Source organism: Actinomadura logoneensis (assembly GCF_003428695.1).
GTDB classification, from domain to species: Bacteria; Actinomycetota; Actinomycetes; order Streptosporangiales; family Streptosporangiaceae; genus Spirillospora; species Spirillospora logoneensis.
On the sequence record NZ_QURH01000329.1, the window covers coordinates 1 to 18,412 of the forward strand.

Annotated in this window: 20 protein-coding genes; 9 read left to right on the forward strand and 11 right to left on the reverse strand. The window is 74.5% G+C overall.

Going from position 1 to position 18,412, the window contains the following annotated elements; all coding sequences use genetic code 11:
* The first annotated feature begins 150 nt into the window (after window positions 1-150).
* Window positions 151-822, forward strand: a complete 672-nt coding sequence (locus DZF91_RS21060) for a TetR/AcrR family transcriptional regulator (RefSeq protein WP_117359185.1) — start codon at window positions 151-153, stop codon at window positions 820-822.
* 92 nt (window positions 823-914) lie between these two features.
* Here the strand turns inward: DZF91_RS21060 and DZF91_RS21065 are convergent, their stop codons facing one another.
* From DZF91_RS21065 to DZF91_RS39955, 5 genes are all read right to left on the reverse strand, one after another.
* Window positions 915-1,601: a hypothetical protein gene (locus tag DZF91_RS21065; RefSeq protein WP_147341238.1), complete on the reverse strand. Its 687-nt coding sequence runs from the start codon at window positions 1,599-1,601 to the stop codon at window positions 915-917.
* 224 nt (window positions 1,602-1,825) lie between these two features.
* A complete protein-coding gene (locus tag DZF91_RS21070) occupies window positions 1,826-3,586 on the reverse strand; it encodes a S9 family peptidase (RefSeq protein ID WP_117359173.1) in 1,761 nt (586 codons plus the stop codon).
* 156 nt (window positions 3,587-3,742) lie between these two features.
* Window positions 3,743-4,693 (reverse strand): serine hydrolase, encoded by a 951-nt coding sequence (locus DZF91_RS21075; protein WP_117359174.1) that lies wholly within the window; start codon window positions 4,691-4,693, stop codon window positions 3,743-3,745.
* A 78-nt stretch (window positions 4,694-4,771) separates the two neighbouring features.
* Window positions 4,772-5,629, reverse strand: a complete 858-nt coding sequence (locus tag DZF91_RS21080) for a MerR family transcriptional regulator (RefSeq protein WP_235834454.1) — start codon at window positions 5,627-5,629, stop codon at window positions 4,772-4,774.
* Window positions 5,630-5,662: 33 nt separating this feature from the next.
* Window positions 5,663-5,815, reverse strand: coding sequence for a hypothetical protein (locus tag DZF91_RS39955; RefSeq protein ID WP_158587997.1), 153 nt, complete (start codon window positions 5,813-5,815; stop codon window positions 5,663-5,665).
* Window positions 5,816-6,038: 223 nt separating this feature from the next.
* Between DZF91_RS39955 and DZF91_RS21085 the strand changes: the two genes are divergently transcribed.
* Window positions 6,039-7,136 (forward strand): pyridoxal-phosphate dependent enzyme, encoded by a 1,098-nt coding sequence (locus tag DZF91_RS21085; protein WP_117359175.1) that lies wholly within the window; start codon window positions 6,039-6,041, stop codon window positions 7,134-7,136.
* Window positions 7,137-7,189: 53 nt separating this feature from the next.
* On the opposite strand, the gene DZF91_RS21090 is transcribed toward DZF91_RS21085, so the two are convergent.
* The gene (locus DZF91_RS21090) at window positions 7,190-7,615 is read right to left on the reverse strand and encodes a MarR family winged helix-turn-helix transcriptional regulator (protein ID WP_117359176.1); all 426 of its coding nucleotides are present in this window, start codon (window positions 7,613-7,615) and stop codon (window positions 7,190-7,192) included.
* 88 nt (window positions 7,616-7,703) lie between these two features.
* On the opposite strand from DZF91_RS21090, the gene rnhA reads away from it, so the two are divergent.
* Window positions 7,704-8,147: a ribonuclease HI gene (gene rnhA, locus DZF91_RS21095; protein WP_235834455.1), complete on the forward strand. Its 444-nt coding sequence runs from the start codon at window positions 7,704-7,706 to the stop codon at window positions 8,145-8,147.
* Here rnhA and DZF91_RS21100 read toward each other — a convergent pair.
* Complete coding sequence (locus tag DZF91_RS21100) at window positions 8,144-8,770, reverse strand: class I SAM-dependent methyltransferase (protein ID WP_117359178.1); 627 nt, start codon at window positions 8,768-8,770, stop codon at window positions 8,144-8,146. The genes rnhA and DZF91_RS21100 overlap by 4 nt on opposite strands.
* A gap of 242 nt (window positions 8,771-9,012) precedes the next feature.
* On the opposite strand from DZF91_RS21100, the gene DZF91_RS21105 reads away from it, so the two are divergent.
* Window positions 9,013-10,413 (forward strand): FAD-binding oxidoreductase, encoded by a 1,401-nt coding sequence (locus DZF91_RS21105; RefSeq protein ID WP_117359179.1) that lies wholly within the window; start codon window positions 9,013-9,015, stop codon window positions 10,411-10,413.
* A 131-nt stretch (window positions 10,414-10,544) separates the two neighbouring features.
* On the opposite strand, the gene DZF91_RS21110 is transcribed toward DZF91_RS21105, so the two are convergent.
* On the reverse strand, window positions 10,545-10,817 hold the full coding sequence (locus tag DZF91_RS21110; protein ID WP_158587998.1) for a hypothetical protein: 273 nt from the start codon (window positions 10,815-10,817) through the stop codon (window positions 10,545-10,547).
* On the opposite strand from DZF91_RS21110, the gene DZF91_RS21115 reads away from it, so the two are divergent.
* Together DZF91_RS21115 and DZF91_RS39960 are read left to right on the forward strand one after the other, a co-directional pair.
* Window positions 10,816-11,835 (forward strand): MBL fold metallo-hydrolase, encoded by a 1,020-nt coding sequence (locus DZF91_RS21115; protein ID WP_117359187.1) that lies wholly within the window; start codon window positions 10,816-10,818, stop codon window positions 11,833-11,835. The genes DZF91_RS21110 and DZF91_RS21115 overlap by 2 nt on opposite strands.
* Window positions 11,836-12,078: 243 nt before the next feature.
* Window positions 12,079-12,219, forward strand: coding sequence for a hypothetical protein (locus DZF91_RS39960; protein ID WP_158587999.1), 141 nt, complete (start codon window positions 12,079-12,081; stop codon window positions 12,217-12,219).
* A gap of 74 nt (window positions 12,220-12,293) precedes the next feature.
* On the opposite strand, the gene DZF91_RS21120 is transcribed toward DZF91_RS39960, so the two are convergent.
* Window positions 12,294-13,838, reverse strand: a complete 1,545-nt coding sequence (locus DZF91_RS21120) for an MFS transporter (protein WP_199486772.1) — start codon at window positions 13,836-13,838, stop codon at window positions 12,294-12,296.
* A 92-nt stretch (window positions 13,839-13,930) separates the two neighbouring features.
* On the opposite strand from DZF91_RS21120, the gene DZF91_RS21125 reads away from it, so the two are divergent.
* Window positions 13,931-15,061: a GDSL-type esterase/lipase family protein gene (locus DZF91_RS21125; RefSeq protein WP_117359181.1), complete on the forward strand. Its 1,131-nt coding sequence runs from the start codon at window positions 13,931-13,933 to the stop codon at window positions 15,059-15,061.
* Window positions 15,062-15,203: 142 nt separating this feature from the next.
* On the opposite strand, the gene DZF91_RS21130 is transcribed toward DZF91_RS21125, so the two are convergent.
* Together DZF91_RS21130 and DZF91_RS21135 are read right to left on the reverse strand one after the other, a co-directional pair.
* Window positions 15,204-16,208 carry a DUF5954 family protein gene (locus DZF91_RS21130; protein WP_117359182.1) on the reverse strand — a complete coding sequence of 335 codons (1,005 nt, stop codon included), beginning with the start codon at window positions 16,206-16,208 and terminating at the stop codon, window positions 15,204-15,206.
* Window positions 16,209-16,441: 233 nt separating this feature from the next.
* Window positions 16,442-17,404: a bile acid:sodium symporter family protein gene (locus tag DZF91_RS21135; protein ID WP_117359183.1), complete on the reverse strand. Its 963-nt coding sequence runs from the start codon at window positions 17,402-17,404 to the stop codon at window positions 16,442-16,444.
* Window positions 17,405-17,523: 119 nt separating this feature from the next.
* On the opposite strand from DZF91_RS21135, the gene DZF91_RS21140 reads away from it, so the two are divergent.
* Both DZF91_RS21140 and DZF91_RS21145 read left to right on the forward strand, forming a co-directional pair.
* On the forward strand, window positions 17,524-18,219 hold the full coding sequence (locus tag DZF91_RS21140) for an RNA polymerase sigma factor (protein ID WP_117359184.1): 696 nt from the start codon (window positions 17,524-17,526) through the stop codon (window positions 18,217-18,219).
* On the forward strand, window positions 18,216-18,412 hold a 197-nt coding region (locus DZF91_RS21145; protein WP_147341239.1), incomplete at its 3' end, for a hypothetical protein. The genes DZF91_RS21140 and DZF91_RS21145, both read left to right, overlap by 4 nt.

Sequence of the window (18,412 nt, forward strand, 5' to 3'; positions counted from 1 at the left end):
GGCACCGGTGGGCGGTCGTGGCGGAGCCGGGCGCGGAGGTGGCGGAGCCGGGGCGCGGGGGTGGCGGAGCCGGGGCGCGGGGGTCGCGTCCCGGCGGGGGAAAATCGCGACGGACGCAACAGCCAAGTCCCGTCGCGTGCCTTTAGGGTGATGGGCGTGACCGAGACCAGAGCCGTCAGGTCCGAGACGCGGACACAGATCGTCCAGACCGCGCTCCGCCTCTTCCGGGAGCGCGGATACGAGGCGACGACCATGCGCGCCATCGCCAAGGAGGCGGGGGTCGCGGTCGGGAACGCCTACTACTACTTCGGCTCCAAGGAAGAGCTGCTCCAGGCGTACTACGACCAGCTGCAGGACGAGCACGAGGAGGCCTGCCGCGCCGTCCTCGCCCGCGAGCGCGACTTCGCCGCCCGGCTGCGCGGCGTGCTGCGCGCCCGCGTCGACACGATGGTCCCGTACCACGAGTTCGCCGGGAAGTTCTTCAAGTTCGCCGCCGAGCCCGACAGCCCGCTCAACCCGTTCAGCTCCGAGTCCGGGTCGGCCCGCAGCGCCGCCGTCGCCCTCTACCGCGAGGTCGTGGACGGCTCGTCGCTGAAGATCGACGACGACTTCCGCGCGGAGCTCCCCGAACTGCTGTGGCTGTACTCGATGGGGATCGTCCTGTACTGGGTGCACGACTCGTCCGAGGGCTGCCGCAAGACCTACCTGCTCGTGGACCGGACGGTCCCGCTGGTGAACAAGATGGTCTCGATGTCCCGGCTGCCCGGCTTCAAGTCCGTGACCCGCGACCTGGTCGGGATCATCCGCGACGTCCGCGCCTGACGGCTCCTCCCGTCGGCGCTTCGTGCCCCCGTCGCCCGACGACCCGTCCCAGTCGGCGCCTGACGACCCGCCCTGCGCGAGGCGCGGTGGGGTCACGGGATGAGGATGTCCCAGTGGCTGGCCTCGCGCGCGAAGACGTCGCCCGCGGCGGACCGGTAGAGCTCGGCGTTGTCGCCGCGCAGGCCGACATGCCGGAACGAGCGCGGGATGAAGGCGTCCAGGCAGGCGTTGGGCATCACGTCGATCTTGTGGCCGGTGCCGTGGCTGAGCCTGCCCCGCGCGTGGCCCTGCTCGGTGCCGCCGGAGATCGTCAGCGGGCATCCGCTGAGCCGGGCGAACGCGAACAGGTCGTCCAGCGAGCCGTGCAGCAGCCCCTCGAAGGACGTGCAGGACGGGTTCGCGCGGTCGCTGCAGCGTCCGTTGGACCGCCAGGCGACGTGGTGCGCCAGCAGCAGGCGTTCGGCCGTCGGCTGTGTGAGGCGCATCCCGCGGACGGCGCGGGCCATCCGGGACGTCAGGTCCGAGAGGCGTTGGGGCAGGTCGCCCAGGGTGAACGGGGCCGCGGAGTGCCGCGGGAGGGTCCCGCGCCACGCCATCACCCGCACCAGGCGGCCGATCTGCGAGCGCCGCGCGGCGACGCGGGTCTCCGCCGCCGGGTCCCGCACGCCGATCGCGCGGGTCTCGGGGCGCGGTGGCCGCGACCACGGCGGGACGTGGGCGGTCATCCCCGTGACCGGTAGGGCGGCGACGGCCAGCCCATAGATGATCCGCTTTCTCACCGGTTCCTCCCGGCTCGTCGTGAACCGCCGGGGGAACGGCACTTCGGGTGCCGTGCGGCATTCGGCCGGAACGATTCCCGGACGGTCCGCGCGCCAAACGAGAACACCGCCCGGGCCCGCGCGGGCGCGGCGGCCCGGCCACCGGAGGAAGATTCTCCGGAAAGCCGGGAGCGCCGCCGCCGCGCGGGCTCCGGGCGGTCAGGGAAGCGCGGACGGGCGTTCGGTCAAAGGTTCTTCAAGGCGAAGCCGATCTCGGCCTCCATCTGCTTGATCCGCTCCTCGACGACCAGCGACCCGTGCCCCGCGTCGTACCGGTACACCTCGTGCGGACGGCCCAGCTCGGCGAGCCGCGCCAGGTAGTTGTCGATCTGCCGGATCGGGCAGCGCGGGTCGTTCTCCCCGGCCAGCACGAGCACCGGCGCGCGCACCGCCTCGACGTAGGTGATCGGGGACGACTCGCGGTACTTCTCCGGGACCTCGTCCGGCGAGCCGCCGAACAGCGACCGGTCGAACGCCTGCAGCGCCTCCATCTCGTCCTCGAACGCGGCGACGTAGTCGGCGACCGGGACGGCGGCCACCGCCACGGTCCAGTCGTCCGGCTGCGTGCCGATGCCGAGCAGGGTGAGGAAGCCGCCCCATGACCCCCCGGTCAGGACCAGCCGGTCCGGGTCGGCGAGGCCCGACGCGACCGCCCAGTCCCGGACGGCCTTGACGTCCTCCAGCTCGGTGAGCCCGACGCGGCCCTCGATGGCGTCCCGCCAGGCCGAGCCGTAGCCGGTGGAGCCCCGGTAGTTGACCCGGACGACCGCGAACCCGTGGTCCACCCAGGCGGCGACCGTCGGCACGAACGAGTCGTCGTCCTGCGCGGTCGGCCCGCCGTGGACGTCGAACACCGTCGGGAACGGGCCCTCGCCCTCGGCCGGACGGCTGACCAGCGCGTGGATCCGGCCGCCGGGGCCGTCCACCCAGGCGTCCTCGACCGGGACCGACGGCGGCGCCGGCGGACCCTCCGGGGTCAGCACCACCGCGCCCGACGACGAGCGGATCACCGGCGGCTCGGCGGCCGACGACCACGCGAACTCGACCGTGCCGTCCGGACGCGCGGCGGCGCCGCCGATCGATCCGCGCGGCGTCTCGACCGGGGTCAGCGCGCCGGACGCCAGGTCGTACCGGTACAGCTCGTCGCGCGCCTCGTGCGAGTGCGTGACCAGCAGCGCCGTGCCGTCCGGGAACCAGGAGGCGTCGATCTCGCCGGGCAGGTCGAAGGTGATCTCACGCTGCCCGCCGCCCACCGGGTCCCAGATGAGGATCTCGTCGCGACCGCGCCGCTCGTGGTTGACCAGCAGCCGGGTGTCGCCCGCGACCGGGGCGAACCCGGCGGCGTACACGCCCTTGCCGGGGCCGTCCCAGAGCTCGGCGACGGTCGAGCCGTCCTCGGTGCGGACGACCCGGATCGCCATGTGGCGGCTGTCGCCGTGCTCGCTGTGCCCGATCGCGGTGAGCGTCTCGTCCCGGGACAGGGCGCCGACGTGCGCGTCCTCGGCGTGCTCGTACAGCGGCGTGAGCTCGCCGTCCCGGTACCGGTGGATCGTGCTGCCCTGCTCGCCGGACCGTCCGACCAGGACCGTCCCGCCGCTGCCGAGCGCGAGCCCGGACGGGTAGGCGGGCTCCAGGCCCGGGACGGCGATCTCGGCGTCCGCGCCGCCGTCGAACGGGGTGCGCCTCCACACGCCGAACTCGTCGCCGTCGGTGTCGTCGAACCACCACACCCACGCCCCGGACGGGTCGACGTCGCCCATCCACGTGCCGTTCGGACGGTCGGTGACCTGCCGCCGCGCGCCGGTCTCCCGGTCCCAGACGTAGATCTCCCACGTGCCGGTCGCGTTCGACCGGTAGGTGTTGCGGTGCGGCGCGTCCCGCGCCCATCTCGGCAGACTCACCCGCGCGGCACGGAACCGCGCCTTCCAGCGCTCCTCGTCGACCATCCCCTCAGTATCGGGGATCGCCCGCGCACCGGAACCGCCCCGCGTCCACCGATGCGAGGGCCCCCGGAGGGTCGGGCCGCGGAAACGGACCGTCCGCAGGAGCCGGTGCCCCTGCGGACGGTTCTGCCAGGACGGGACGTCCTCCCGCGTCGCGGATCAGACGTTCGGCGGGACCGAGCCGTCCGAGCGCTCCCACGGGATGCCGGGCACGGACTGCGTGGACATGCCGCGCAGGTCCGGGTTCAGCCCGTGGTGGACGGCGCGCGCGACGCGTTCGATCGTCGCGACGCCGTAGGCCATGGACGGGGTGTCGCGGGTGAGCACCACGATCGTGTAGGACTGGCCGCGCCCGGAGAACGCGCCGATGCTGTGCACGCGCCAGTACTTGTTGTGCCGCGGCAGCCAGCCGTTCTTGACGTGCCAGGTGATGCCGGACGGCGTGCCCGCCGGGGTGCCCCAGCGCTGCGACGGGATGACCTGGTGCATCAGCGCGAGCGCGTAGTTGCGGGCCTTGTCGGTGAGCAGCTTGTTGGGCTCGTTGAACTTGCGCAGCAGGACGATCTCGTCGCGCGCGGTGATCTGGGTGAGGCCCCAGTAGCCGCCGGACCCGAGCGTGGTGTGGGTCATCCCCGCCTGCGCCAGGAAGCGCTGCATGCGGGCGCGGCCGACGTGGTTCCAGAGCTTGGTCGCGGCGGTGTTGTCCGACTTGGTGATCATGCTCTTGGCGAGCGAGAGCTCCGAGGACGTCATGGCGCGCCGCTCGTCCAGCACCTTGCGCAGCAGCGCGCCGAGGATCGTCGCCTTGACGGTGCTCGCCGAGTCGTAGCGGGTGCCGGGCCCGACCCCGCACCACAGCTTGCGCTTGGCGTCGTAGACGGCGACGGACTCGGCGCCGGAGCGCCCGCGCAGGGCGGCGGTGATGGCGGCGCCGACCCGCTTGGCGGTCCCGGGCGCGGCCGTGGAGGTGCAGACGGCGGCGGCGGCCGAGACGTCGGTGGCGGCGGTCCGGACGCCTCGCGCGGGAGCGGCCTGGGCGGCACCGGCGGTGGAGGTGAGCGCGGTCGCGAGGAGCGCGGTGGTGAGGAGTCGTGGGAGGCGTCGTGTCACAGCCGTCACGCTATGGACCTTCTGTCATCGCATGATGAGGAAACGGGGTAACGGTTTGATATCGGTGGTAAATGGCAGTCAATCCGTATTTGTCGCGATGCTGCCCAGCACGCGGTCGATCTCCGCCCGTACCTGCCGGTCCATCGCCGCGGCGAAACCCGCCTCCACCGTGACCTGCGCGCCGGGCCGCAGCCGGGCGATGGTCTCGACGAGCCCGTCCGGATCCCGACCGGCCGGACCGCCCACCACGTACTGCGAGGCCAGCCGGACGAACAGGGCCGCCATCTCGTCGAGCCGCCGGCGCAGCTCGATCCCGGCGGCGAGCACCTCCTCCACCGGCACGCCGGCCCGGACGAACGCGGCCGTCGCCTCCAGGTGGCGGCGGCTCCAGTGCGTGATCCGGTCGCCGTCCACCTCCAGCAGCCCGGCCGCGGCGACCGCCTCCAGCCGCTCGCGGGTGACCTGGCCGGGGAACAGCGCGCACAGGTCGGCGTAGCTCATCGTCACCGGCTCCTCGTGCGACCACGGACCGGTGACGGCCCGCTCGATCCCGAGGACGCTGCGGATGTCGCGGCCCTGCTCCCACGCCGACAGCAGCTCCCGGATGCCCTCCAGCGTGTGCCCGCGCTCCAGCAGGCCGCCGATCACGCGGAGCCGGGCGAGGTGCTCCTCGGAGTACAGCCCGATCCGGCCGCTGCGGCGCGGCGGCGGCAGCAGCTTGCGCTCCTGGTAGTAGCGGAGCGTCCGGACCGGCAGTCCGACGGCCTCCGCCAGCTCGGCGATGCGGTACTCGCGCCGGGACGCGGAAGCGGCGCGGCCGTCCGCCGCGTCGTCCTCGCCGGCGTGGCCCGCCGCGGCGGGGCGCTCCGCCGCGGGGGCGCTCCTCCGGCCGGTCGCGGGGGCGTCCTCGGCCTTCGGATCCCGTTCAGCGCGCACCGGGCCAGCATAGTTCGCCCGCCCGGAACGTGATCAGGTGGCGTTGCGGAGGGTGCGCGCCGCGCGGGGCGCGCGCCGCGTGCGCGGGACGGCCCCCAGGACGTCCTCGTCGGTGTCCAGCAGTTCGGAGAGCGTGCGTGGCGCGACCGCGCGCTCCGGGCGGTCGGCGAACGATGAGCGGCGCATGGCGCCTCCACTCGGACGTGAGCTGTTTCCTGTCTCTGCTCTTGATTCGACTGTGCGGCCCTCGCGTTCTCATCGCCATCGGTGAAAACCCCCATTCGGGAGTGCGTCCCACCCCCATGTCCGATGAGTAAGTCCCCTGTGCCATGTGGTCGGACGGACGTCGGGCGAGGTGCGGGCGCGATGACGCTGGACCGGGAAAACACGGGTGCGGGATCGTCGTCCCATGCCTTCCGCGCCCCACGCCGCCGCCTCGTCCGCGTCGTCCGACTGGTTCGCCGATCCCGCCGCGCGCTCCCGGACGTGCGAGCCGCCGTCACGGGACGTCGCCACCTTCCACGCCGCGCTGCCCGGATACGAGCCGACGCCGCTGGTCGAACTGCCCGGCCTGGCCGCCGAGCTCGGTGTCGGACGGCTGCTGGTGAAGGACGAGTCGTCCCGGCTCGGACTCCCGGCCTTCAAGATCCTCGGCGCGTCGTGGGGCGTGCACCGCGCGCTGGCCGTCCACTACGGGCTGCCCGCCGGCGCGACGCCGGACGACGTGCGGGCGGCGGTCGCCGGACACGGACCCGTCACGCTCGTCACCGCGACCGACGGCAACCACGGCCGCGCGGTCGCGCGCGTGGCGCGGTGGTACGGCGTGCCCGCGCGCGTGCTGGTCGCCGCGGGCGTGCACCCGTCCGCGCGCGCGGCGATCGAAGGCGAGGGCGCGGAGGTCACGGCGCTCGACGTCCCGTACGACGAGGCCGTCCGGCGCGCCGCGGCGTCCGGCGGGCTGCTCGTCCAGGACATGGGCCTGCCCGGATACACGGACGTCCCGAACTGGATCTGCGAGGGCTACACGACGCTGTTCACCGAGATCGACGAACGGCTCGGCGGGACGCCGGGGCTCGTCGCGGTCCCGGTCGGCGTCGGGTCGCTCGCGCAGGCGGCCGTGACGCACTACCGCAGCGGTCCGGCGGGACGGCGGCCGACGCTGCTCGCGGTCGAGCCGGCCACGGCCGCGAGCCTGCTCGCCTCGCTCCGCGCGGGCCGCCGCACGAGCACCCCGCCCGGACGGACGATCATGGCGGGGCTCAACTGCACCACGCCGTCCGAGACCGCCTGGCCCCTCCTGCGCGCCGGGGTGGACGCCGCCGTCGCGGTCTCCGACGCCGAGGCCGCCCGCGCGGTCCGCGACCTGGCGGAGCTGGGTGTCGACGCCGGGCCGTGCGGCGCCGCGTCCCTCGCCGGCCTCCGCGCCGCACTGCCCCGCCTGCCTTCGCAGGACACGGTCGTCCTGCTCAGCACCGAAGGCCGCGCCGCCAACCCGTCCACGCCCTGACCCGCACCCCCGACCCGGAACGATGAACCCCTCACCGCCGCGCCGGTGGGGTGTCAGTCGCGGGGGGCGGCGAGGGGGCGCAGCGTGGCGAGCAGGGCGTCCCGGTCGGGGGCGGCGGAGAAGAAGGCCGTGTCGGCCGCCTCGACGGCGGTGATCGCCGCCTCGGCGAGCTCGCGTCCCCGCCCGGTGATGCGCAGCCGCTTGGCGCGCGTGTCGGCGGCGTCGGTCTCGCGGACGAGCAGCCCCTTGTCCTCCAGCCGCCGCAGGACCTGCGAGGTCATCTTCACGTCGGTGTCGGCGTGCTGGGCGAGGGTGAGCTGGTTCGGGAGCACGCCCTCGCGGTCCAGCCACCACAGGCTCGCGAGCAGCACGAACTGGACGTGCGTCAGCGAGAAGGGGGCCAGCGTCGCGGTGATCTGCCGCTGCCAGCGCAGCGTGGCACGCCACAGCAGGTAGCCGGGGCTGTCGTCGGGATCCATGTCGCCTCCGCGCAGATGGTCTACGCACATCCTAAGCCGTGACCGGGGTAGGCTGGCGGGCGTCGATCGCCCGTCCGCTGGAGCCGAGTTGTCCGAACCCGTGATCATCCATACCGACGGCGGCTGCAGCCCCAACCCGGGCGCGGGCGGCTGGGGCGCGGTGCTGCGCTACGGCCCGCACCTCAGGGAACTGCACGGCGGCGAGCCCGACACCACCAACAACCGCATGGAGCTGACGGCCGCGATCGAGGCCCTGGAGCACCTGCGGCGGCCGTCCCGCGTGCTGCTGCACACCGACAGCCAGTACGTCCGCCAGGGCATCACGCAGTGGATGAACTCCTGGAAGCGCAACGGCTGGCAGACCGCCGGCCGCAAGCCGGTCAAGAACGCCGACCTGTGGCGCAGGCTCGACGAGGCGGTGCGCCGCCACCAGGTCGAGTGGTTCTGGGTGAAGGGACACGCGGGCGACCCGGGCAACGAACGCGCCGACGAACTCGCGACCCTCGGCCGCGGCACCCTGACCGCCTCCTAGGAGGTGTGGAGGCGGAAGACGGCCGTGCGGGTCAAGTCGCGTTCCTCGACGTTGCCGGTGCTCGGGACGTCGTACTCGGCCTCGGCGTGGAGGTCACGCGGGAAATAGGCGCGGCGCGGGTCGCCGACCAGGACCGTCGCGCCGCGTTCGGCGCAGGCGCGGAGCGCGGCGAGCATCGGCGGAGCCATGTCGGGGTCGTAGCAGACGTCGCCCGCGAGCACGACGTCCGCCGCGTCCGGCGGGCTCGCCGCCACGTCGGAGCGGACGGCCTCCAGTTCCACGTCGTTCAACGCCGCGTTCTCGACGATGGCCGACAGGGACAGCGGGTCCACGTCGTACGCGGTCACGTGCCGCGCGCCCGCCAGGCATGCCGCGATGGCGACCAGGCCGGAGCCGCTGGCGACGTCGGCGACGCGGCGTCCGGCCACGATGTCCGGACGGTCGAGGACGTAGCGGGCGAGCGCCTGCCCGCCCGCCCAGGCGAACGCCCAGTACGGCGGGTCCTCGGAACGGGCGGCGGTCCAGGCGGCGAACGGCTCCTCGGCGAGCCTCAGCCGGACCTCCGGCACCAGCGGGGGCGACGCCGTCCGGGTGAGGTCCAGTACCACCGCGCGCTCGTCCATCCGGCCACCGTAGCCACTGGACGGCGCCGCGCGCGTGACCGCCGGAACCCGGCGAGTTCACCGTGCGCATCGGGCTCCGCGCCGCGCCGCCGGTGCTGGAGGCGCGTGCGGATGTGCTTGTGAGGTGCGGTGATGTGGTCGGCGAGGCGAGGGTGGTCGCCGAGCGTGACCGGTAGCGTGGGCGTCCGACCCGGTGGGCCGCGGTCGGCGCGCCCGGGAACGACAGGAGAGCGAGGTGGGCCGTGTCCGTGGAGCGGCTGGTCCGGGCGCTGCCCGGCGCCGATCTGGTCACCGACGCCGACGTGCTGGTGGGCCTCGGGCACGACGAGGCGGAGTGGGCGCCCGCGGGCAAGGCGCTCGCGGCGCTGCGCGCGTCGTCGGCCGAGGAGGTCTCGCGGGCCGTGGCCGCGTGCGCCGAGCTGGGCGTCCCGGTGGTGCCGCGCGGCGCGGGCACCGGGCTGTCGGGCGGCGCGAACGCCGTGGACGGCTGCCTGGTCCTGGACGTGTCGAGGCTGGACCGGGTCGTCGAGATCGACGCCGAGAACATGGTCGCGGTCGTCCAGCCGGGGGTGGTGAACGACGACCTGAAGGCGGCCGTCGCCGAGCACGGCCTCTGGTACCCGCCCGACCCGGCGAGCGCGCCGTGGTCCACGATCGGCGGGAACGTCGCCACCAACGCGGGCGGCCTGTGCTGCCTGAAGTACGGCGTGACCCGCGACTACGTGCTCGGGATGGAGGCCGTCGTCGGCGGGCCGGGCGGCGCGTACGGCAGCCGGGTGCGGCTCGGCCGCCGGACCACCAAGGGCGTCGCCGGATACGACCTGACCGGCCTGTTCGTCGGTTCGGAGGGCACGCTCGGCGTGGTCACCGAGGTGACGCTGCGGCTGCGCCCGGCCCGGCGGGACGCGCCGCGCACGGTCGTCGGCGCGTTCGACGACGTGGTGGCCGCCGGACGCGCCGTCGCCGGGCTCACCGCGCGCGGGCTCGTCCCGGCCGCGCTGGAGCTGCTCGACCGGTTCGCCCTGGCGGCGGTCGAGGACTGGAAGCACCTCGGGCTCGACCCGTCCGCCGAGGCGCTGCTGCTGGCGAGCGTCGACACGCCCGGTACGTCCGGCGACGAGGAGGCGGCGGCGGTCGCGGCGGCGTTCCGCGACGGCGGCGCGGCCTGGGCCGAGCAGTCCACCGATCCGGTGGAGGCGGAGGCGCTGTTCCAGGCGCGGAAGCTGGCCTATCCGGCGCTGGAACGCCTCGGGCCGCTGCTCACCGAGGACGTCTGCGTGCCGCGGTCGCGCGTCCCGGAGATGCTGGAGCGCACCGAGCGGATCGGCCGCCGGCACGGCGTGCGGATCGCGACGATCGCGCACGCGGGGGACGGGAACCTGCATCCGCTGCTGGTCACCCCGCCCGGCGACGACGCCGCCCGCCAGGCCGCCCAGGCCGCGTTCGAGGAGCTTCTGACCGCCGCGATCGAACTCGGCGGCACGGTGACCGGCGAGCACGGCGTCGGCCTGCTCAAGCGGCGCGGCATGCAGCGCGAGCTCCCGCTCGGCGCCCGCGCCATGCAGAAGGCCGTCAAGGACGCCCTCGACCCGCTCGGCCTGTTCAATCCGGGCAAGGTCATCGGCGACGACCCCGACCTCTGACCGGACGATCGGACGGGCGCCGTGCGGACGGTCGCTGTACGGACGGGCGCCGTGCGGACGGGCGCTGTGCGGACGGGCGCTGTACGGACGGTCGCTGTGCGGACGGGCGCTCTCCGCGAGGAGTGGTCGGCTCAGGACGGGACGGTGTCCGGATGGGCGAGGCCGGTCAGCAGGGCGTGGAGGCGCTTCTCCAGCGTCTCGGCGAGCGGGAAGGCGGCGCCGGCGGCCAGCCAGCGCGACAGGGTGCCGATGTAGGAGTCGAAGAGCAGTTCGGCGGCGACGTCGGGGGAGACCCCCGGACGGAGCCCGCCCTCCGCGGCGGCGCGTTCGAAGGCCGTCCGGAACGCCTCCGGGACGGACGCGCCGCCGACGTACTCGAGTACATGAAGGCGAGGGGTGGACATGACCGTTCCCTACCGCCGGGGGCTCCACGAGCTCGCCGCGGGCACGCACGCCTACCTCCAGCCGGACGGCTCGTGGGGCTGGAGCAACGCCGGCCTCGTGGTGTCGGGCGGTGACGCGCTGCTGGTGGACACGCTGTTCGACCACCCGCTCACCCGCGCCATGCTCGGCGAGATCGCGCGCGCCCTCCCGGACGTCCGCGTCCGGACGGTGGTCAACACGCACAGCGACGGCGACCACTGGTGGGGCAACCGGCTCCTGGCCGAGGCGGACCCGGACGTGGAGATCGTCGCCTCGGAGGCCGCCGCCGCCGTGATGCGCGGCGACAGGACGCGCGAACTGCTCCTCGCGCCGCCGGTGGAGGCGCTGCCGCGCGTCCTGGCCCGCATGGTCACGGCGTTCGACCTCGGCGGCGTCGTCCCGGCCCCGCCGAACCGGACGTTCAGCGGCGAGCTCGAACTCGGGGTGGGGGAGCGGACCGTCCGGCTGATCGAGGTCGGCCCGGCGCACACCCCCGGCGACGTGCTGGTCCACGTCCCGGACGCGCGCGTGCTGTTCACCGGGGACATCCTGTTCGCCGGCGGGCACCCGGTCGTGCACACCGGTCCGGTCGGACGCTGGATCGACGCGTGCGACCTGATCGTCTCCCTCGACGCCGACGCGATCGTGCCGGGCCACGGGCCGATCGTCGGCAAGCCGGAGGTACGGCGGTTCCGCGAGTACCTGGTGCGGCTGCGCGACCACGCCGTCCGGTGCCACGAGGCGGGAGTGCCGCTCGCCGACGCCGTCCGGTCGATGGACCTGTCCGGCTTCGAGCACCTGCGCGACTCCGAACGGCTGCTGCTCAACGTCGGCGCGGTCTACCGCGAGCTCAACGGCGACGGCACCCCGCACGAGCACGAACTCCTCGCCCGGCTGGACGACTTCACCGCGCCCGCGGACCGTTTCCCCGCCCCTGCGGTGGACGTCCCCGCGCCCGCCGAGGAGCCCGCCGTGCCCTCGGCCGGGGAGCCGGCGTGAGAGAGCTGGACGTCGGCGAGCTCGTGCCGCTGCCGCTGCGCGCGACGCACGGCGGGCTGCCCGTGCGCGAACGCGAGCCGGCCATCCTGCGGATCGCGCATCTCGCCGACACGTGCGGCGAATGGGAGCACCACGTCCGGCTCGGGCGCGCCGTCGGGATCACCCTCGCCGGGATCGCCGCCGTGCGGTGCGGCCCGGACCATCCGGGCTGGCGGCGGCAGGAGGCCGAGTCTGCTGCGCGCGGTGGACGAACTGCACCACGAAGCCGCCCTGTCGGAGCCGACACGGGAACGGCCGGCGGCCCACCTGGACCGTCCGCAGGTGCTGGAACCGGCCGCCCTGGTGAGCGTGTTCGTGCTGGCCGGGGTCGTCCTGGACGCGTGAGGAAAGGCCCCGCCGGAGGAACCGGCGGGGCCTTTCTCTCTTTGGCGTGTCGGGCTCTCTTCGTCGTGTCGGCTTCAGCGGGCTTTCGGGAGCGCCTGCACCAGCGCAGCGACCAGCACGTCCAGGACCAGCAGGAAGACCAGCCCGGCGGAGAAGGCGTGCGGGACGCCGCCGTGCACCCCGTAGAAGACGACCCCGACGAGCGCGACGCCGATCGCGCCGCCCGCCTGCTGCGCGGTGCTCAGCACACCGGACGCGGCGCCCGCGTGCTCGGCGTCCACCCGGCTCAGCACCAGCGCCGGCAGCGGGGCCATGACCAGGCCCATCCCGGCGCCCGCGGCCACCAGGCCGGGGATGATCCAGGCGACCGCGCCGTCCTGCCCGAGGTCGGCGGCGGTGACCGCGAGGACGCCGAGGCCGAGCGCCATGGCCAGCGCGCCGAGCGCGACGGTCTGCCGGCCGAGCCGTTCGGCGACGCCCGCCGCCCGCGCCGAGGAGACGAAGTAGCCGATGCCCAGCGGCAGGAAGATCAGGCCGGACTCCAGCGCCGACAGCCCGCGTCCGACCTGCAGGTAGAGGGCGAGGATCAGGAAGAACGAGCCCATGGTCATGCTGTGCAGCAGCGCGACGACCGCGCCCGCCGCGAACGACCGGTGCCGGAACAGGGCGGGGGCGACGAGCGGGGCGGCGGCGCGGCGCTGGTGGAGGGCGAAGGCGGCGAGCAGGACGGCGGCGGCGCCGAGGCACTCCCAGGTCCACATCGGCCAGTCCTGCGCGCTGCCCTGGACGAGCGGGTACACGATGGCGACCAGGCCGAGCGAGGCGAGCACGGTGCCGACCGGGTCGAGCCGGGACGCGCCGTTCGCGCGGGACTCCGGGACGAGCCGCGGGATCAGCGCGAGCGCCGCCGCGCCGACCGGGACGTTGATCCAGAAGATCGCGCGCCAGCCCATCCCGGCGATGTCCGCCTTGATGAGCACACCGCCGATGAGCTGCCCGAACACCCCGCCGAAGCCCATCGCGATCCCGTAGGCGTTGAACGCCCTGGCGCGCGCCGGCCCGGTGTAGACGGTGTTGACGATGCCGAGCACCTGCGGCATCAGGATCGCGGCGCCGACGCCCTGCGCGACCCGCGCGCCGATCAGCATCCCGGCGGTCGACGCCTCCGCGCACGCCGCCGAGGCGAGGGTGAACACCGCCAGGCCGATGGCGTACATCCGGCGGCGGCCGTAGAGGTCGCCGAGCCGTCCGGCGGTGATCAGCCCGGCGGCGAGCGCGACGCCGAACCCGGCGACGACGAACTGGATCTGCGACGCGGTCGCGTGCAGGTCCCGCTGGGTGGCCGGGATGGCCACGTTGACGATGAAGAAGTCGAGGCTGGTGACGAAGATCCCGGTGAGCAGGACCAGCAGGGTCCCCCAGCCGGGAGCCGCGGCCACCCGGACGGGTGCCGCTTGCGGTGCCGAGACGGCGGTCATGTCGCGCTCCTGCGAAGTGGTGTCGGTGCCGGTGCGGGACGCCGTCCCGCTGCCGCGAGCCGCTGTTCCGCTGATGACCACGAGCCTGCCGCCCGCCCCCGCCGCGCGGCGATTACGCGGGAGGTCATGGAACTCGCGCATCTTCCACCGGCCGGGGGCGGCCAACCGGGAATCAGCGCGGTCCGCCCGGGGTTCGCAAGATCGACTTTCGGGACGAGAGAGACGAGGCGCACATGTCGCAGCAGTGGCTCGCGGGCTTCCGCACCGCCGTGCTCAGCCCCTACGAGGAGTACAAGCTCGTCGAGCCGAGGGGCTTCACCGACCGGACCGTCCGCGAGCCGCTGCTGCTGGCGGGCGGCGGCGAGCGGATCCGGGTCCGGCTGACCAACCGGTACGGCCGCGAGCCGCTGCGGATCGGCGCGGCCCGCGTCGCGATCCAGGCCAAGGACGACGCGATCGTCCCGGAGACCGACCACGAGCTGCGGTTCGACGACCGGACCGAGGTCACGATCGAGCCCGGCGCCGAGGTGGTCAGCGACGAGGTCCCGCTCGCCGTCCACGCGGGCGGCCTGCTGTCACTCAGCCTCTACCTGCCGGGCGACACCGGTCTCGCGACCTACTCCCACCTGCCGATGGAGCGCGCGTACGCCGCGCCCGGGGACCAGACCGCCGCGACCGCGCTGGACGGCCCCGAGACCTTCGAGACCCGCGTCTTCGTGTCCGGCGTGGACGTCCTCGCGCCGGAGGGCACGCCCGTCGCCGTCGCGTTCGGCGACTCCTGGTTCGAGGGGACGGGCACGACGGTCGGCGCCAACCGCCGCTCCGTGGACGCCCTGAACGAGCGGCTCGACCGCGGCTGGGTCGTCAACCTCGGCATCTCCGGCAACCGGCTGCTGACCGACGTGCACGGCGAGCACGCCCTGTCCCGGCTGGAGCGCGACGCGCTGGCGGTGCCGGGCGCGACGCACGTCCTGGTCCACCTCGGCATCAACGACCTCGGCCTGCCCGGCGGATACGGCCAGCCGATGCCCACCGCGCAGGACCTCATCGCCGGCTTCACCGAGCTCGCGACGCGGATCCACGCCGCCGGGCTGCGCGCGCTCGTCGCGACGGTCGGCCCGTTCGCGGGCGCGATCTACGAGGGCGTCAGCACCCCCGAGGGACTGGCCCTGCGGCTGGCGGTCAACGAGTGGATCCGCTCGTCGGACGCGTTCGACGGCGTCTTCGACGTGGCCCGCGCCGTCGAGGACCCGGACGCCCCCGGCTACATCCGCACCGACCTCGACGCCGGCGACGGCATGCACCTCAACGACGAGGGCGCCCGCCTCATGGCCGCGGCCGTCGACCTCGCCGACCTCTGGTGAACCCCTCGGCCCTGCCGTGACCCTCTCGGGCCTGCCGTGAAGTGGAAATCGGGCCTGTGCTGGACCGTGCCGGCCCGACCCCGTCCGGGCCGGCACGGAAGGGGTGGCGCCGACCGCCGCGCGCGGCGGCGCCACCGGTCCGTCAGCAGCCGTACCGCTCCTGGTCGGACGGCCGCGGCGGCTCGGGGCCGTCCCGTCCGACGCGGATCATCCGGCCGATGCGGACGATCCGGAAGCGCCGCGGCTCACCGCAGATCGTGACGTTCCACTCGGGTCCGGGAGCGGCGTCGATCTCCGCCGCGGCGGCCGCCCAGTCGGCCAGCTCCTCCCCGGACGCCGGATCGCCCTGGAACTCGCGCAGCATCGGCAGCAGCTGGGTGAAGTGCCCGCTCAGCCGCTCCTTGGCGCTGTCCGGGCCGTGCCCGCCGGTCAGCGGCTCCCAGCCGCCCTCGGGCGTGACCTCCACGACCGAGTAGGTCGGCGGCAGCATCACGATGCCCGGATGGGTGCGGCAGGCGAGCCGCGCCTCCGCCTCCACCTGCTCCGGCATCGTCCCCGGGATCGGCCCGAACCCGGCCAGGTTCAGCCGCATCTGCGCCTCCCAGAACCCGACCGGCGCGCACGGGTCGATCGGATGCCCGCGCAGCAGCGACGGCTCCTCCGGCGGCTCGGCGTCGCTGGACCGCGGCGGCTCCATGCCGCCCGAGTTGATCAGGACGAACTTCTCGATCCGGATGACCCGGTAGCGGCGGTCGCCGATCTCCCACTCGTCCTTCGCCGACGGCTCCCCGTCCTCCGGATCGAGCCGGTCCGCCACCTCCAGCATCGACCGCGCGGTCGTCGGGTCGGTCTCGCGCCGCACCCCGCGCGCCGTCGGACCGTCCACCGCGCCCGCAGCCTTCCGCAGCGTGGCGGCCAGGTCGACGCGCGCCGAGCACGGGTCGCCCGCGCCGCTGCACAGCACCGTCCACCGGTCGCCGACCTGCTCGGCGCTGCCGAAGTCCGGCGAACCGCCGGGCAGCATCTTGGGGAAGGCGCGGATCCGCTCGCCGAGGTCGGCGTCGCGCATCGCCGCCATCGGCTCCAGATCCGTGCTCACGTTGATGGTGTCGAAGCCGCGCATCAGCGGGAACGCCTTGACGCTCACCGCCGGTCGCCCCGTTCGCGAGTGTCCATGGACTCATGGTGACCCCACGAGCACCCTTCGTGCCCGCGAATCCGCGAATCCGCGAATCCGTGAACCCGCGGCCCGCGCCGCCCGCCGGCTCGCCCTCTAGCCGGACGCGGGCCGGACGCGGGCCGGACGCCGGTCGCGGACGCGGGCCGTACGCGGGGCCAATGCGGATCGGACGCGGGACGGGCGCTGGTCGCGGGCGCGGGTCAGTCGTCGGCGGGGCGGCGCGAGAACCAGGCGGCGGTCAGCGCGCCGGTGACGTTGTGCCATACCGAGAAGATCGCCGCCGGGAGCGCCGCAAGCGGGCTGAAGTGCGCGGTCGCCAGCGCCGCCGCGAGTCCGGAGTTCTGCATCCCGACCTCGAACGTCAGCGCCCGGCTGCCGCGCTCGCCGAGCCGTCCGGCGCGTCCGGCCAGGTAGCCGAGCAGCAGCCCGAACCCGTTGTGCAGGACGACCGCGAGGAACACCACGCCCGCCGCCGAGGTGATCGCCTTCGCGCTGCCCGCCACCACGATCGCCACGATCACCCCGATCGCCGCGACCGACACCCACGGCAGGACGGGGGTGAGCCGCACGACCAGCCGGTTCGCGGCCGTCCGCAGCACGAACCCGGCCGCCACCGGCACCAGCACGGTCTTGAGGATGTCGGTCACCATCGACTCGGCGTGCACCGGCAGGAACTCGCCCGCCAGCAGCAGCGTCAGCGCCGGGGTGAGCAGCGGTGCGAGCAGCGTGGAGACGGTGCCGATCGACACGGCGAGCGCGACGTCCCCGCGCGCGAGGTACGCCACGACGTTGGACGCCGTCCCGCTCGGTGCGCAGCCGACCAGGATCACCCCGGCCGCGAGCTGGGGCGACAGCCCGAGCGCGTTCGCGATCAGCCAGCCCAGCCCCGGCATGATCACGTAGTGCGCGACCAGCCCGATGCCCACCGCCCACGGCCGCCGCACGACGCCCCGGAAGTCCTGCCCGGTCATGGTCAGGCCCATGCAGAACATCACGACGCCCAGCAGGTACGGCACCGCCTCCTTCCCGCCGCGCAGGGTGTCCGGCATGAGCAGCCCGAGCCCGCCCGCGAGCAGCACCAGGACGGGGAAGACGGTGACGGCGCGGCGTGCGCCATGGTCGGGAGCGGTGTCCCCCGGTGTGGCCGTTTGTTCTGTCTGCACCCGTCTGAGGAAATCGGCTCCGCCCGGCGCGGCGCAAGATGTCTTTGGTGACCTGACGTAATCCTGGCCCGTCTTCTCCGACTTCTCGGCGTTACGGCACCGAGGAGAGAGGAGGTGGCGTGGACGAGCGCGAAGCCAGGTTCACCCGCCTCTACGAAACGCACTACCGGAGCGTGTTCGGCTACGTCGCGCTGCGCGTCGAGCGCCACGCGGCGGAGGACGTCACCGGCGAGGTGTTCGCGGTCGCGTGGCGCAAGGCCGACGAGATCCCCGAGCGGGCGCTGCCGTGGCTGCTCGGCGTGGCCCGGAACCTCGTCCGCCAGGCGCACGGCTCGACCGACCACGCCCGGCGGCTGGTCGACCGGGTGGCCGCCCTGACCGGTCCCGCGCACGCGGAGCGGGACACCGCCGACGGCGTCATCGCCCGCGACCAGGCGCTCGCCGCGCTGGCCGCGCTCTCGGCCAAGGAGGCCGAGGCCGTCACGCTGACCGCGTGGCACGGCCTCGACCCGGCCGAGGCGGCCCGCGTCGCCGGGTGCTCCCGGGCCGCCTTCCTGGTCCGGCTGCACCGCGGACGCCGGCGCCTGGCCAGAGCCCTCGACACGTCCACCGCCGACGCGTCCGCCGTGCCCGAGCGACCCTCCGGGAACGCCGGGCCTGCCGGGAACGCCGGGCCTGCCGGGAACGCCGAGCCAGCCCGGAAAGCCGGGCCTGCCGAAAAGGCCGGGAGCGCTGGGAAGGGCGGCGAGGGAGCCGCCCGGCGAGGGAAGTCCGAACCGGTCGTCCGTCCCCGAGTCAGTACGGAGAAGCCGTGAAGAACGACCAGGTCAACGCAGTGATCAACGCACTGAGGCCGGCGGTGGACGAGCTCGCCGACGCCGCCTACGAACGGCGGCCCGACCCGTCCGTCCTGCGCGACCGGGAGGTGGCGGTGTCCGCGCCGGCGCGGCGGCCGGTCCGCCGGACCGCCCTCGGGCTCGGCCTCGGCGCGGTGACGGCCGCCGCGGC

Coding starts and splice junctions, on each gene's coding strand:
- DZF91_RS21060 (WP_117359185.1), top strand. CDS start 151: ATGGGCGTGACCGAGACCAGAGCCGTCAGGTCCGAGACGCGGACACAG.
- DZF91_RS21070 (WP_117359173.1), bottom strand. CDS start 3,586: ATGGTCGACGAGGAGCGCTGGAAGGCGCGGTTCCGTGCCGCGCGGGTG.
- DZF91_RS39955 (WP_158587997.1), bottom strand. CDS start 5,815: ATGCGCCGCTCATCGTTCGCCGACCGCCCGGAGCGCGCGGTCGCGCCA.
- DZF91_RS21085 (WP_117359175.1), top strand. CDS start 6,039: ATGCCTTCCGCGCCCCACGCCGCCGCCTCGTCCGCGTCGTCCGACTGG.
- DZF91_RS21090 (WP_117359176.1), bottom strand. CDS start 7,615: ATGGATCCCGACGACAGCCCCGGCTACCTGCTGTGGCGTGCCACGCTG.
- DZF91_RS21100 (WP_117359178.1), bottom strand. CDS start 8,770: ATGGACGAGCGCGCGGTGGTACTGGACCTCACCCGGACGGCGTCGCCC.
- DZF91_RS21115 (WP_117359187.1), top strand. CDS start 10,816: ATGACCGTTCCCTACCGCCGGGGGCTCCACGAGCTCGCCGCGGGCACG.
- DZF91_RS21110 (WP_158587998.1), bottom strand. CDS start 10,817: ATGTCCACCCCTCGCCTTCATGTACTCGAGTACGTCGGCGGCGCGTCC.
- DZF91_RS21120 (WP_199486772.1), bottom strand. CDS start 13,838: ATGCGCGAGTTCCATGACCTCCCGCGTAATCGCCGCGCGGCGGGGGCG.
- DZF91_RS21125 (WP_117359181.1), top strand. CDS start 13,931: ATGTCGCAGCAGTGGCTCGCGGGCTTCCGCACCGCCGTGCTCAGCCCC.